Origin of the sequence: Micromonospora sp. NPDC001898 (assembly GCF_042891255.1) — a bacterium.
Classification (GTDB): Bacteria; Actinomycetota; Actinomycetes; order Mycobacteriales; family Micromonosporaceae; genus Micromonospora.
This window is the reverse complement of the sequence record NZ_JBIATC010000008.1, coordinates 25,666-39,860: the sequence shown is the minus strand read 5'-3', so window position 1 is coordinate 39,860 and position 14,195 is coordinate 25,666. Positions and strand designations below refer to the sequence as shown.

The window sequence follows — 14,195 nt, the reverse complement described above, 5'->3', positions numbered from 1 at the left end:
CGGTATCCACAGCCTGTGTACGTCCGCCGGCTCGAACTGGTCGACTTCCGCTCGTACGAGCGGGTCGGCGTCGATCTGGAGCCGGGTCCGAACGTCCTGACCGGCGCCAACGGCGTCGGCAAGACCAACCTGGCCGAGGCGCTGGGCTACGTGGCGACCCTGGACTCGCACCGGGTCGCCACGGACGCCCCCCTGGTTCGGATGGGGGCGTCCTCCGCGGTGATCCGGTGCGCCGTGGTGCACGACGGGCGCGAGCTGCTGGTCGAGCTTGAGATCGTGCCGGGCAAGGCCAACCGGGCTCGGTTGGGGCGCTCGCCGGCCCGGCGGGCCCGCGACGTGCTCGGCGCGCTGCGGCTGGTGCTGTTCGCTCCGGAGGACCTGGAACTCGTCCGGGGCGACCCGGCCGAGCGCCGCCGCTACCTCGACGACCTGCTGGTCAACCGCCAGCCCCGGTACGCCGGGGTGCGCGCCGACTACGAGCGGGTGGTCAAGCAGCGCAACGCCCTGTTGCGTACCGCGTACCTGGCCCGCAAGACCGGCGGGTCGCGGGGCGGAGACCTGGCCACCCTCGCCGTCTGGGACACCCACCTGGCCCGGCACGGCGCCGAGCTGCTCGCCGGCCGGCTGGAGTTGGTCGCCGCGCTCGGCCCGCACGTCACCAAGGCGTACGACACGGTGGCGGCTGGCCGGGGCGCGGCCGGTGTCACGTACCGACCGTCGGTGGAGCTGACCGACCCGACGCCCGACCGGGCGGCGCTGGTCGAGGCGTTGACGGCGGCGCTGGCCGAGTCCCGGTCGGCCGAGGTCGAGCGGGGCATCACCCTGGTCGGCCCGCACCGCGACGATCTGGTGCTCAACCTCGGCCCGCTGCCCGCGAAGGGGTACGCCAGCCACGGCGAGTCCTGGTCGCTCGCGCTGGCGCTGCGGCTGGCCGGGTACGACCTGCTCCGATCCGACGGCATCGAGCCGGTGCTGGTGCTCGACGACGTCTTCGCCGAGCTGGACGTGGGTCGCCGGGAGCGGCTGGCGGAGCTGGTCGGCGGGGCCAGCCAGGTGCTGGTGACCTGCGCCGTGGACGACGACGTGCCGACCGGCCTGCGGGGCGCCCGGTACCAGGTCGGCGAGGGGACGGTGCGCCGTGTCGGCTGAGCGGGAGCTTCCACCGGCTCGCCTCGGGCCGTCGCGTCCGGGACGTACCCCGGCCGGCGGGGCTCCGGCCGGGGGTGGGGGCGCGCCGCGCCGGGCCGGGCGGCGCGACGGCGGCCAGTCGGCACCGCCGGCCGATGGTGCCGGGCGGCCCGACGGTCCGGTGGCCGACGGTCCAGCGGTCGCCGGCACCGGTGCTGGTGACGGTGGCGGCAACGACGGCTCCGCAGGGGCGGCGGGGCCGGAGCTGGCCCGGGCGGTGCTGGACGCCGCGAAGGCCCGCCGTGACTCGGCGGCCCGGACCCGCCGGCGCAGCGTGGTGTCCGGCGACGGCGAGGGCGGTCGGCGGCTGCGCGGCTACTCGGGCCCGGGGCCGGATCCGCGTGACCCTCAGCCGCTGAGCGCCGTGCTCAACCGGCTGGTCAAGGCGCGCGGCTGGGAGCAGCCGGCCGCCGAGGCGACGGTCTTTGGCGCGTGGGAACGAGTGGTCGGCTCCGAGGTGGCCCAGAACAGCCGTCCGGTAAAGCTGGAGAACGGCGAGCTGACCGTGGAGGCCCGGTCCACCGCGTGGGCGACCCAACTACGGCTGCTCGCCGGTTCCCTGCTCAAGAAGATCGCCAGCGAGGTGGGCCACAACGTGGTGCGCAAGCTGCACATTCATGGCCCGGCCGCGCCGTCCTGGTCGCGGGGGCCGCGCAGGGTCCGGGGGCGGGGCCCACGCGACACCTACGGCTGACGGTCAGTGGCCGGGACGCTGGGCCTCTCGCTCGGCGCGTTTACGTTCCCGCTGATCACGGCTCCACTGCTTACGCCTTTCCAGGTCCTGCTTCCACGCCTCCCGGGCATGGCGCGAGCCGCCCTGCACCGCTCCCTGCACCTCGGAGGGGCCGGCGAGGTTGCGGAACACCCAGCCCATGAGGCGGCCGCCCCTGCCCGAGGAGTCGCCCACCTGCTTGTCGTCGCTCATCCGCCTGGCCTCTCCCGCGCCGCGCCCGGAAACATTTCGTGCACCAATAATTGGTACACCAATCGTTGCTAGGATCGCAACGGCGACGACGAGGAGGCCTGCGGTGTCCGACCAGCTTGAGGGCGATCCCCTGGCCCTGGAGGAGCAGGTGTGCTTCGCGCTCTCCGTGGCGGCGCGGGGCGTGGTCGCCGTCTACCGTCCACTGCTGGAGCCGATGGGGCTGACCCATCCGCAGTACCTGGTCATGCTCGCGCTGTGGCAGCATGCGCCGCTGTCCGTACGGGAGCTCAGCCGCCTGTTGCAGCTCGACCCAGGGACGCTGTCACCGCTGCTCAAGCGCCTGGAGGCCAACGGGTACGTCCGGCGGGAGCGCGACCCCGCCGACGAGCGCAGCCTGGCTGTGACGCTCACCGTGGGCGGCGAGGCGCTGCGTGCGCGCGCCGAGGAGATCCCGCCGGCGATCGTGCGGCGGCTCGGGATGCCGATCGAGGAGTTGCGGGACCTGCACGCCGTCCTGACCCGGGTGATCGCGGCGACGAACCGGGCCGGCGGGGGCGGTGTGAACCCCGGTCAGGCGTCGGCGTAGACCGCGAAGCCGCGGTCGGCGCAACGGCGGTAGAAGGCCGCCAGCACGCCCAGCTCGGCGCAGGTGAAGTCCCACTGCGGCGGGTCGCCGTTCTCGTCGCGCAGCGCGTCCAGCCGGCTGCCCAGCCAGCGCAGCTGCTGCTCGGCGAGGCGACCGTCGGCGAGCAGGCCGCGCAGTACGGCGCTCACCGAGTCGAAGTCGACCGTCTCCCCGTGCGGGCGGTGCCCGGCCACGAAGCGCTCGACCCCGCCGGCGACCCAGGCGCAGCCGTCCGGGTCGATCACCGGGTCCTCGTCCTCGGCGGCGGCGTCCGTGGCGTAGAGCACATTCTCCAGCCCGAGCAGGAGATCGACCAGCTCGGTGTACGCCGTGGCCCGGACGGTCCCGGTCTTGGCGATGTGTTCCGCGAGGGCCGCCGTCGGCGCGGAGATCCGCGGCAGGTCGACGATCTCGCCGAAATCGACGAACTCGGCCGGTGCGACCGGGTCGTAGAAGCGGCCGGTCCGCGGCCAGTGCACCGCGACGTTGTCCAGCCCCATCTGGCGTCACCCCTTGAGAGCACGTGTCGGATCGTTCGGGTCGATCGTCCGGTTCCGACCGGAAAAGATCAAGACCAGCCACGCTGGGCGCCGCAAACGTACGCCCGTCGCGGGCCCCGACGCGACCCCGGCCCCTGAGCGTCCCGGCCCGATCGGCGGCGACGCCGCCCGCCGATCGGAGCTTGGCGTGTAGGGGGAGTCGTGGGTGGCGCGGTTCGGCCGGCTACGGAGGTCTCAGCCGCCGCGAAAGGGGTGCCGAGTGGCGGTTCTGTCGTCCGCGCACAGTAAGATTGAGGCGAGACGAAGACCCGACACGGAACGACGGGCGCGGGCCCACCAAAGGTCCGAGATCATTGTTCCACGTCGGGTCTAGCCGATCGCGATCCGCGGGCAACCGCGGCGACCGGCGTTCCGGCCCGTACCCCGGTTTCCACCGGTCTCGGGCCGCGCGCCGACGTCGCGTCCTGTCCGCCGAACCCGCGTCCGACGCGCCGCTTGCCGGCTCGGGGGCGCGAGAAAGTGGCCGAGGGTGGCAGCGCAGGACAAGCAGGAGTACGGCGCCGAGTCGATCACCGTCCTCGAAGGGCTGGAGGCGGTCCGTAAGCGGCCCGGCATGTACATCGGGTCGACCGGTGAGCGCGGTCTGCACCACCTGGTGTGGGAGGTCGTCGACAACGCCGTCGACGAGGCGCTGGCCGGACACTGCGACACCATCGACGTGGTGCTGCTGGCCGACGGCGGGGTCCAGGTCACCGACAACGGCCGGGGCTTCCCGGTCGACCTGCACCCCAAGTTGAAGAAGCCGGGCGTCGAGGTGGCGCTGACCGTGCTGCACGCCGGCGGCAAGTTCGACGGCAAGGCGTACGCCGTGTCCGGCGGTCTGCACGGCGTCGGCGTGTCCGTCGTCAACGCCCTCTCCAGCCGGATGGCGGTGGAGATCCACAAGTCCGGCTTCGTCTGGCGGCAGAAGTACACCAACTCCAAGCCGGGCCCGCTGGACAAGGGCGAGACCACCGACCGCACCGGCTCGACGGTCAGTTTCTGGCCCGACCCCGACGTGTTCGAGACCGTCGATTTCGACTTCCAGACCATCTACCGCCGCATCCAGGAGATGGCCTTCCTCAACCGCGGCCTCACCATCCACCTGCTCGACGAGCGGGTCCCGGAGGGCGAGGAGGGCAAGCCGCGCGAGGTCACCTTCTGCTACAAGGGCGGCATCGCCGACTTCGTCCGGCACCTCAACGCCTCGAAGAACCCGATCCACAAGACGGTGGTCGAGTTCGGTGCCGAGGAGGAGGGCATGTCGGTCGAGATCGCCATGCAGTGGAACGAGTCGTACGGCGAGTCGGTCTACACCTTCGCCAACACGATCAACACCCACGAGGGCGGCACCCACGAGGAGGGCTTCCGGTCCGCGCTGACCGGCGTGGTCAACCGCTACGGCGCGGAGAAGAAGCTGCTCAAGGGCGATGAGAAGCTCTCCGGCGAGGACATCCGGGAGGGCCTGGCCGCGATCATCTCGGTCAAGCTGGCGAACCCGCAGTTCGAGGGCCAGACCAAGACCAAGCTCGGCAACACTCCGGTGAAGAGCTTCGTGCAGCGGGTCTGCAACGACCGGCTGGTCGACTGGTTCGACCGTAACCCGGCCGAGGCCAAGATGATCATCACCAAGGCGTCCCAGGCGGCCCGAGCCCGGATCGCCGCGCAGCAGGCGCGCAAGCTGGCTCGGCGCAAGTCGTTGCTGGAGTCCGGCTCGATGCCGGGCAAGCTGGCCGACTGCCAGTCCACCGACCCGCGCGAGTCCGAGGTGTTCATCGTCGAGGGCGACTCGGCCGGCGGCTCGGCGAAGCAGGGCCGCGACCCGCGGACCCAGGCGATCCTGCCGATTCGCGGCAAGATCCTCAACGTGGAGAAGGCCCGGATCGACCGGGTGCTGAAGAACAACGAGGTCCAGGCGCTGATCACCGCGCTGGGCACCGGCATCCACGACGACTTCGACATGGAGAAGCTGCGGTACCACAAGGTGGTGCTCATGGCCGACGCGGACGTCGACGGCCAGCACATCCAGACGTTGCTGCTCACCCTGCTGTTCCGCTTCATGCGTCCGTTGGTCGAGATGGGCAACGTCTACCTGGCCGCTCCGCCGCTCTACAAAATCAAGTGGAACAAGAAGGGCGACGACGCGCAGTACGCGTACTCGGACCGGGAGCGGGACGGGCTGATCGCGCTGCGCCAGCAGAAGAAGCCGAACGCCAAGCCGGACGACATCCAGCGGTTCAAGGGTCTCGGCGAGATGAACTATCCCGAGCTCTGGGAGACCACGATGAACCCGGGCACCCGCACCCTGCGGCAGGTCACGCTCGACGACGCGGCGACCGCGGACGAGCTGTTCAGCGTGCTGATGGGTGAGAACGTCGAGGCGCGTCGCTCGTTCATCCAGCGCAACGCCAAGGACGTCCGCTTCCTGGACATCTGACGGACTCGGCGGGCCGCCCCGGTCGTCCACCGGGCGGTCCGCCGATCCACAGGGTTATCCACAGCCTGGCCGGTTTCCACAGCGGTTATCCACAGCACGAAACCGACTCTGATTCTGATAAGGGTTAACAGTGACCGATACCCCCGAGTCCACCCCGAGCGAGCCCGAGGTCCCCGAGGCCGCTGCCGCCGCAGTCGTGGCGCATGACCGCATCGAGCCGGTAGGGCTCGAGGTGGAGATGCAGCGCTCCTACCTCGACTACGCGATGAGCGTCATCGTCGGGCGGGCGCTGCCGGACGTCCGGGACGGGCTCAAGCCGGTCCACCGCAAGATCCTCTACGCCATGTTCGACTCCGGCTACCGGCCGGACCGTGGCTACGTCAAGTGCTCCCGGGTCGTCGGCGACGTGATGGGCCAGTTCCACCCGCACGGCGACTCGGCCATCTACGACGCGCTGGTCCGGATGGCGCAGCCCTGGTCGCTGCGCTACCCGCTGGTCGACGGCAACGGCAACTTCGGCTCGCCCGGTAACGATCCTGCTGCGGCGATGAGATATTGTCTGACCGGAGATGTCCGTATTCGTGCCGCCAACGGCAGCGTGCGGATCGGCGACCTCGTCCCCGACGCGACACCGGGCAGTGAGACCGACGTCGAGCTCAAGGTCCGCGACCGCAACGGCGACCTGGTCCGCGCCTCCAAGTTCTTCCACTCCGGCGAGCACCCCACGCTGCGGCTGCGCACCCGCGAGGGGTACGAGCTGGCCGGCACCCACAACCACCCGGTGCTCTGCCTGGTGGACGTGGCCGGCGTGCCGACCCTGCTCTGGAAGCTGCTCGCCGAGATTTCCCCGGGCGACCGGGTGGTTCTCCAGCGCACGGTGCCGGACGAGATCGGCTACCCGATGCTGGAGCACGTCGAGGCCGCCGTCCTCGCCGGCGCCTTCGTCAGCGAGGGCTGGGTGTCCGAGGAGCGGGCCGGCTTCAACAACGTCGACCGGGAATTCTTCATCCGGGTCCTCGCGGCCTACGACCTCGCCGTCGGCGGCCCGCGCTACGTCAGCCAGCGCACCATCGCCTCCGGCAGCCTGCTGCACGAGATCGACGTCCAGAACCTTTCCGCGCTTCGGGCGAGCATCCTCGGTGAACTGGTCGGCGCGCGGAGCGCAGAGAAGTTCGTGCCGGAGTTCGTCTGGCAGGGGCCGGCGGCGATCAAGCGGGCCTTCCTCCAGGCGCTCTTCGAGGGCGACGGGTCGTCGTCGATGCTGCCCCGCAACACCATTCAGGTCTCGTACTCCACTCGCAGCGAGCGGCTGGCCCGCGAGGTGCAGCAGCTCCTGCTGGAGTTCGGTGTGGTCAGCCGGCAGTGCCGGTACGACGACGGCGAGATCAAGGTCGTCGTCACCCACCGGCGGGATGCCCGCATCTTCGCAGCCCACGTCGGTTTCCTCGGCCGCAAGCAGGCCAAGCTGGAGTCGGAGCTGGCCGCCGTCCCGGCCACCAGCACCGCGCTCTCCAGCGATCACGTCCCGCTGGTCGGCGACTTCATCCGCGAGCACGGTGCGAGCCGGTGGACCGAGCGCGACTGGCTGCGCCGGCACAACGTCGACCGGATCGAGCGTTGGGAGCGGGACCGCGAGGAGATCGCTGCCCGGATCACGAACACCGAGGTGCTCGACGTGGTCGAGCCCCTGGTCGACGGTCGGTTCTACTACGCCGAGGTGACCAGCGTCACCGACGCCGGGGTGCGGCCGGTCTACAGCATTCGGGTGGACACGGACGACCACTCGTTCGTCTCCGACGGCTTCGTCAGCCACAACACGGAGTGCAAGCTCGACCCGCTGGCGATGGAGATGCTGCGGGACATCGACGAGGACACCGTCGACCTCCAGGACAACTACGACGGCCGGGCCAAGGAGCCCACCATCCTGCCGTCCCGCATCCCGAACCTGCTGATCAACGGCTCCGAGGGCATCGCGGTCGGCATGGCCACCAAGATCCCGCCGCACAACCTGCGCGAGATCGGCGCGGCCGTGCAGTGGTGCCTGGAGAACCCGGAAGTCGACGAGGCGACCACCCTCGACGCGCTAATCGAGATCGTCAAGGGCCCGGACTTCCCCACCCATGGCCTGATCGTCGGCACCCAGGCCATCCAGGACGCGTACCGGACGGGCCGTGGGTCGATCCGGATGCGGGCCGTGGTGGAGGTCGAGGAGGACAAGCGGGGCCGACCCTGCCTGGTGGTCAGCGAGTTGCCCTACCAGGTCAACCCCGACAACCTCGCCGAGCGGATCGCCGAGCTGATCAAGGAGGGCAAGCTCGCCGGCATCGCCGACATCCGGGACGAGTCCTCCGGGCGTACCGGAATGCGGATCGTGCTCGTGCTCAAGCGCGACGCGGTCGCCAAGGTGGTGCTCAACAACCTCTACAAGCACACCCAGCTCCAGGAGACCTTCGGCGCCAACATGCTGGCGCTGGTCGACGGCGTGCCGCGCACGCTGAACCTGGCCCAGTTCCTGCGGTACTACGTCGAGCACCAGATCGAGGTGATCCGGCGGCGGACCGCGTTCCGGCTGCGCAAGGCCGAGGAGCGGGCGCACATCCTGCGCGGCCTGTCGAAGGCGCTGGACGCCCTCGACGAGGTGATCGCCCTGATCCGGCGGTCGCCGACCGTCGAGGACGCCCGGCAGGGCCTGATCCGGCTGCTGGAGATCGACGAGATCCAGGCCACCGCGATCCTGGACATGCAGCTGCGCCGGCTCGCCGCCCTGGAGCGGCAGCGGATCCTCGACGACCTGGCCAAGCTCGAGATCGAGATCGCCGATCTCAAGGACATCCTGGCCAAGCCGGAGCGGCAGCGGCGGATCGTCTCGGAGGAGCTCGGCGAGATCATCGCGAAGTGGGGCGACGAGCGGCGGACGAAGATCCTGCCGTTCGACGGGGAGGTCTCGATGGAGGACCTCATCGCCCGCGAGGACGTGGTGGTCACCATCACCCGCACCGGGTACGCGAAGCGGACCAAGGTCGATCTGTACCGCTCCCAGCGCCGCGGCGGCAAGGGCGTCAGCGGGGCCACGCTGCGGCAGGACGACATCGTCAGCCACTTCTTCGTCTGCTCGACCCACGACTGGATCCTGTTCCTCACGAACAAGGGTCGCGTGTACCGGGCCAAGGCGTACGAGCTTCCGGAAGCCAGTAGGGTAGCCAAGGGCCAGCACGTGGCCAATCTGCTCGCTTTCCTACCGGACGAGCAGATCGCGCAGATCATTGAAATTCCGAACTACCAGGTGGCCCCCTACCTGGTACTGGCCACGAAGAACGGCCTGGTGAAGAAGACGCGGCTCGAGGAGTTCGACTCCAACCGTTCCGGCGGAATCATCGCGATCAACCTGCGCGATGAGGACGAGTTGGTCGGTGCTGCCCTGGTCGCCCCGTCCGACGATTTGCTGCTGGTCTCCAAGAACGCCCAGGCGATCCGCTTCAACGCCACCGACGAGGCGCTGCGGCCGATGGGCCGGGCCACGTCGGGCGTGATCGGCATGCGGTTCAGCGACGACGACGTCCTGCTCGCGATGGAGGTCGTGCGTGAGGGGCTGGACGTGCTGGTGGCCACGAACGGGGGATACGCGAAACGTACCCCGATCGAGGAATACCCGGTCCAGGGCCGGGGAGGTAAGGGCGTGCTGACTGCGAAGATCACCGAGCGACGCGGTGGTCTGGTCGGCGCTGTGGTGATCGACCCGGACGACGAGCTGTTCGCGATCACCAGCAACGGTGGCGTCATCCGGACTCCGGTGAAGCCTGTACGCCGTACGCGTGACCGGAACACAATGGGGGTCAAGCTGATGGACCTCCCGGACGGCGTGACTATCGTGGCGATTGCTCGCAATGCCGACGAGCCTGACGAACAGGACTAGTTGATGACGGAGACACAGGCGAAGTCGGGGAACAAGGGGACCTCGGCCAACCCGGTCGACGAGGAGGCCGCCGCGAAGGGCGGCGCACCAGCGACCGGCCGCGCGGCCGTGGGCCGGGCGACGGTCCCCGCCGACGCGCCTGCCCCGAAGTTCACCCGGGCTCCGGGTATGGCGCCGCCGCCGGAAACCCCCGGCGACGACTCGGGGGCCGGTGACAAGACGGAGACATCCGACGTCGACGCGCCCACCTCCGTGGCCGCTCCGGCCGCTCCGGCCGCGGGGACAGGCAGCGCCGCCCGCCCGGGGACGACAGCGCCGATCCGGACAGGAAGCGGCCAGTCGACCGGCAGCGCCGCCACCGGCACACTGCCGCGTGTCGGTGGCGGCACGGCCAACCCGCGCCCGGACGGCACCCGTCCGAGCGCGGGGGGGCGCCCCGCCAACGGCGGCGGGCTGCCGCCGGGGGTCGCCGGGTCGTCGGCCTCGGCCGTCGGTGCTGCCCGGGTCGGTGAAGCGGTACGTGCCGCGCGTACCTCGGTCAGCTCCGCCGCGTCCCGCGGGCCGCGGCGGGCCCGGCTGAACCTCAAGCGGATCGACCCCTGGTCCGTGATGAAGTTCGCCTTCGCCGTCTCCGTGGTGCTCTTCATCGTGGTGGTGGTCGCCACCTCGGTGCTCTACCTGGCGCTGGACGCGATGGGTGTGTTCCAGAGTGTCAACGAGAGCCTGAGCGACCTGGTCAACGCCGGTGGGCAGAGCACGAGCGGCTTCCAGATCACCGCCAAGGGCGTGATCCTCAGCTCCGCCCTGATCGGTCTGGTCAACGTCGTCCTGTTCACCGCGCTCGCCACCCTCGGCGCGTTCGTCTACAACGTCTGCGCCGACCTGGTCGGCGGGATCGAGCTGACGCTCGCCGAGCGGGACTGATCGCACCCGACGCCGGGGCGCGCCGCGTAAAGCGGTCGCCCCGGCGTCGTGCGTCCGGGTAGTTTCAGGGGGGTACGGCGAGCACGGACTCGTCACCGGCCCCCGATTTGGGGCGCGGCGGGCGGATGCGTTAACCTTGGCCGTCGCCACGCGGGGCTATAGCTCAGTCGGTTAGAGCGCAGAGCTGATAACTCTGAGGTCGCTGGTTCGATTCCAGCTAGCCCCACCGCACATGGTTCCGACGGCTGTCGAGCGCAAGGGGTCGCCCCATGTTCAAGAAGCTTCTGATTCTGGCCGGCATTGTCGGCGTGGCCGCCGTGGTGGTCAGGAAAATCAAGGTTTCGAACGACGAGCGTGCCCTGTGGCATGAGGCGACCACCGCCCCTGACCTGCGCTGATCATTTCTCCGACACTCAGCTCCCGGCGGCTTCGCCCGCCCTCGGGGCCCTAGCTCAACTGGCAGAGCACTGCCTTTGCAAGGCAGGGGTTAGGGGTTCGAGTCCCCTGGGCTCCACCAAAGTCGCCCTTGACCAGGGCAAATGCAAGCGCAAGATCATCGGGTACAAGCTGGGTACAGGTCACCTTTGATCTTGGCATTGCGTGACGGCCCTGTCGGCACGCTGGGCCGCCGAGTTCAGGACCAAGCCGATGACCCCGCTGGGCCGGTCCCGCTTCGGCAGCCGGTGCACGTAGGTCTCCAACGTGATCCGCAGCGTCCGGTGTCGAAGCAGCCGCTGCACCTCCTGCGGCTCGACGTGGTTGGTGATCAGCGTTGTGGCGAAGAAGTGCCGCAGAGCGTGGAACCCGCCGTTCTTCTGGGGCCAACCAGCGGCATCGCGCCACCCGGCCCACTCCCGGGACCATGTGCGGTCGGTGAAGGCGTTGCCCCGCGTGGTGGTGAACAGCAACGGCACTGTCCTCCGCACGGGCTCACCGGACGTGATGTCGACCATCTCCACCGGCACGGGTGGGAAGTCCCGGACGTGATCGGCCAGCATCTGGCCCACGAACGGATCAAGATCGATGGTGCCCGACGAGCCGGACTTCGGTCCGCACAGGTAGACACCGCCGTACTCCTGCGGCGCATAGCGCAGCTGCTGGACGACGTGCAGCTCCCCGCGCCCGCCGTCGACACAACGAGTGCCGGCCTCCATCCCCAGCATCTCGCCGAACCGGCAGCCCTGCCCGGCGCCCAACCACACCGCAGCCCTGTACCGGTTGGGAACCGCATCCAGCAGTGCAAGCACCTCATCCTCAGTCGGCACCCACTTCGGAACGCGAGACACGCCCCGCAGCACCTGGGCGAGCTTCACTCCATCACAGGGATTGTCGGGAATGATCTTGTCGGTCACCGCCGCGCTCAAGACGGCGTCTAGCAGCTCGAAGTACAACTTCAACGAGGATTTCGGCGCGCGGTGGCAGCGCACGCACATGCCGGTGAGCGAATGCCATTCCCGGGCGATCGGCCGTGTGTCGGTTCGATCACCTTCAGTATTGTGCGGGTGTGCTTTGGGATGGGGTGAGGTGGGTCCGGCGCTACTGGTGGGTGGCATTGGCTCCCGCAGTGGTCGTGGCGGCGGCGGTGTGGGCGTTGGTCACCGATGACAAGCTGCGGTGGACTTTGGTCGCGGGCGCGACGGCGGCGGTGGTGTCAGCGTTCGCGCCGTCGGTGCTGGAGCGGGCTCGGGCCGCGTGGGAGCGGGGTGAGCAGCGGGATCGGGTGGTCGCGGGGGCGTTGGTGGCGGAGCTGCCGGAGTCGGTGGTGTCGCTGTTGCGTCCGCAGGAGGCGGTGGTCGGGTTCGTGGGTCGTGGGTGGCTGCTCGCGGAGTTGGACAGGTGGTGCGCGGATCCGGCGGCGAGCGTGGTGCGGCTGTTGGTGGGTGCGGGTGGGGTGGGTAAGACCCGGTTGGCGGGGCACTTCGCCGGCCGGTTGACGGGCTGGACGTGTTGGCCGGTGGCACCCGACCGGGAGGCGGCGATCGTCGGGCTGCTTGAGGCGGGTGACCGGCCGGGCCGGTTGCTGCTGACGGTGGATTACGCCGAGGCCCGTGACCCGCAGGCGTTGGCGCACCTGTTGTGTGTCGCGCAGCGGGCCGGTGGTGTGCGGGTGTTGTTGCTGGCCCGGTCAGCGGGGTTGTGGTGGTCGTCGCTGTCGGCGGCATACCCGCCGCAGGCGCATCTGGTGGACGCGTTGACCGTGCCATCGAACGTGGTCGAGGTGCCGGCTCGCATTGAGGATCACACCCCGCAGGAGATCGTGGCTGAGGCGGTGGTGGCGTTCGCTGGTCGGCTGCGTCGCCGTCCTGTGGATGATGTTCTCTTGGGTCCGGTTGGTATGGATGTTCCGGTGTTGCGGTTGCATGCGCAGGCTTTGCTGGCGGTGTTGGGTGGGCCGCGTGGTGATGACCGGTACGACGTGCTGGCTGAGGTGCTGGGTCATGAGGCCCGGTACTGGCGGCACCGGGCTCGCTGCGACGGGCTACCAGGTGCGGGTAAGCCCGCTGCCGGCGCCGTGTTGCGGCGGCTGGTCGCCGTGGCGGCGCTGCTGGGCGCGGACGATCGTGAGCAGGCCACGGACCTGGTCCGCCGGGTGCCTGGCCTGGGCGGGGCCCTGCCGGAGGTGGTGGATGGGTATGTGGACTGGTTGTCCGGTCTGTACCCGGTGGCGGGGACGGGTGGTGGGTTGGGGACGTTGCAGCCGGACCTGCTCGCTGAGGACCTCGCGGTCGCGGTCCTGCGGGAAAGCACCTCGGCCGAGCGCAGCAGGATGCTGCACGGGTTGGCTCCCGGTCAGGTGATGCAGGCGTTGACGGTCCTGAGCCGTGCCCGAACCCACCAGCCTGACGCCACGGAGATGATCGACGTGGCGCTGACCGCGGATCTGCCGGTGATGACCGAGGCGGTGCTCCAGGTCGGCCTCCAGTTCCCCGGAATCCTCGCACCCCGGGCCACAGCCCTGCTCACCACGGCTGAACTCGACCCTGACTGGGCCCAGCGCACAGCCCGCCGGGTGCCGTACCCGTCGATCGAGTTCAGCCCGATCGCGCTCGCATTGACCACCCACGCCCTGCACGCCGCAGCAGGGGCGACCGAGCCAAATGACCGAGCGATCTTACTGAACAACCACGCGAACCGGTTGGCGGAGGTGGGGCGGCGGGGTGAGGCGCTGGCCGCCAGTCAGGAGGCCGTCGACCTGCGCCGGGAGTTGGCCGTTGGTAACCGTGACGCCTACCTTCCCGACCTCGCCGGATCGGTGAACAACCACGCGGTCCGGTTGGCGGAGGTGGGGCGGCGGGGTGAGGCGCTGGCCGCCAGTCAGGAGGCCGTCGACCTGTACCGGGAGTTGGCCGCTGGTAACCGTGACGCCTACCTTCCCAACCTCGCCGCGTCGGTGAACAACCACGCGGTCCGGTTGGGGGAGGTGGGGCGGCGTGTCGAGGCGCTGGCCGTCAGTCAGGAGGCCGTCGACCTGTATCGGGAGTTGGCCGTTGGTAACCGTGACGCCTACCTTCCCGACCTCGCCGGATCGGTGAACAACCACGCGGTCCAGTTGGCGGAGGTGGGGCGGCGGGGTGAGGCGCTGGCCGCCAGTCAGGAGGCCGTCGACCTGTACCGGGAGTTGGCCGCTGGTAACCGTGACGCCT

At 69.9% G+C, this 14,195-nt stretch carries 10 protein-coding genes, 2 tRNA genes and 1 pseudogene; 10 read left to right on the top strand and 3 right to left on the bottom strand.

The features are described from left to right. Nucleotides 1-15 precede the first annotated feature (15 nt). Nucleotides 16-1,149 carry a DNA replication/repair protein RecF gene (recF, locus tag ACFYZF_RS18875; protein WP_387022263.1) on the top strand — a complete coding sequence of 378 codons (1,134 nt, stop codon included), beginning with the start codon at nucleotides 16-18 and terminating at the stop codon, nucleotides 1,147-1,149. A gap of 160 nt (nucleotides 1,150-1,309) precedes the next feature. Next, the gene (locus tag ACFYZF_RS18870) at nucleotides 1,310-1,882 is read left to right on the top strand and encodes a DUF721 domain-containing protein (protein ID WP_387022262.1); all 573 of its coding nucleotides are present in this window, start codon (nucleotides 1,310-1,312) and stop codon (nucleotides 1,880-1,882) included. Nucleotides 1,883-1,885: 3 nt separating this feature from the next. On the opposite strand, the gene ACFYZF_RS18865 is transcribed toward ACFYZF_RS18870, so the two are convergent. After that, a complete protein-coding gene (locus tag ACFYZF_RS18865) occupies nucleotides 1,886-2,113 on the bottom strand; it encodes a hypothetical protein (RefSeq protein WP_387022259.1) in 228 nt (75 codons plus the stop codon). Nucleotides 2,114-2,216: 103 nt separating this feature from the next. Here ACFYZF_RS18865 and ACFYZF_RS18860 point away from each other — a divergent pair, with 103 nt between their 5' ends. Further along, the gene (locus ACFYZF_RS18860) at nucleotides 2,217-2,699 is read left to right on the top strand and encodes a MarR family winged helix-turn-helix transcriptional regulator (RefSeq protein WP_387022256.1); all 483 of its coding nucleotides are present in this window, start codon (nucleotides 2,217-2,219) and stop codon (nucleotides 2,697-2,699) included. Here the strand turns inward: ACFYZF_RS18860 and ACFYZF_RS18855 are convergent. Continuing rightward, nucleotides 2,684-3,238, bottom strand: coding sequence for a hypothetical protein (locus ACFYZF_RS18855; RefSeq protein WP_387022254.1), 555 nt, complete (start codon nucleotides 3,236-3,238; stop codon nucleotides 2,684-2,686). The two genes, ACFYZF_RS18860 and ACFYZF_RS18855, sit on opposite strands and share 16 nt — an antisense overlap. 529 nt (nucleotides 3,239-3,767) lie before the next feature. Here ACFYZF_RS18855 and gyrB point away from each other — a divergent pair. From gyrB to ACFYZF_RS18825, 6 genes are all read left to right on the top strand, one after another. Further along, a complete protein-coding gene (gene gyrB / locus ACFYZF_RS18850; RefSeq protein ID WP_387022252.1) occupies nucleotides 3,768-5,714 on the top strand; it encodes a DNA topoisomerase (ATP-hydrolyzing) subunit B in 1,947 nt (648 codons plus the stop codon). Between the two features lie 130 nt (nucleotides 5,715-5,844). Continuing rightward, on the top strand, nucleotides 5,845-9,627 hold the full coding sequence (gene gyrA, locus ACFYZF_RS18845) for an intein-containing DNA gyrase subunit A (RefSeq protein ID WP_387022249.1): 3,783 nt from the start codon (nucleotides 5,845-5,847) through the stop codon (nucleotides 9,625-9,627). A gap of 3 nt (nucleotides 9,628-9,630) precedes the next feature. Then, entirely contained in the window at nucleotides 9,631-10,551 is a 921-nt protein-coding gene (locus ACFYZF_RS18840; protein WP_387022247.1) for a DUF3566 domain-containing protein, read from the top strand. 152 nt (nucleotides 10,552-10,703) lie between these two features. Continuing rightward, nucleotides 10,704-10,777: transfer RNA gene (locus ACFYZF_RS18835), tRNA-Ile, on the top strand. 43 nt (nucleotides 10,778-10,820) lie between these two features. Beyond that, nucleotides 10,821-10,949, top strand: a complete 129-nt coding sequence (locus tag ACFYZF_RS18830; RefSeq protein WP_350880278.1) for a DLW-39 family protein — start codon at nucleotides 10,821-10,823, stop codon at nucleotides 10,947-10,949. A 43-nt stretch (nucleotides 10,950-10,992) separates the two neighbouring features. Further along, nucleotides 10,993-11,068 (top strand) — tRNA-Ala (locus tag ACFYZF_RS18825). Between the two features lie 61 nt (nucleotides 11,069-11,129). On the opposite strand, the gene ACFYZF_RS18820 is transcribed toward ACFYZF_RS18825, so the two are convergent. Next, complete coding sequence (locus ACFYZF_RS18820) at nucleotides 11,130-11,942, bottom strand: tyrosine-type recombinase/integrase (protein ID WP_387022244.1); 813 nt, start codon at nucleotides 11,940-11,942, stop codon at nucleotides 11,130-11,132. 200 nt (nucleotides 11,943-12,142) lie between these two features. Here ACFYZF_RS18820 and ACFYZF_RS18815 point away from each other — a divergent pair. Next, nucleotides 12,143-14,195 (top strand): annotated as a pseudogene (locus ACFYZF_RS18815) (hypothetical protein); the annotation flags it as partial.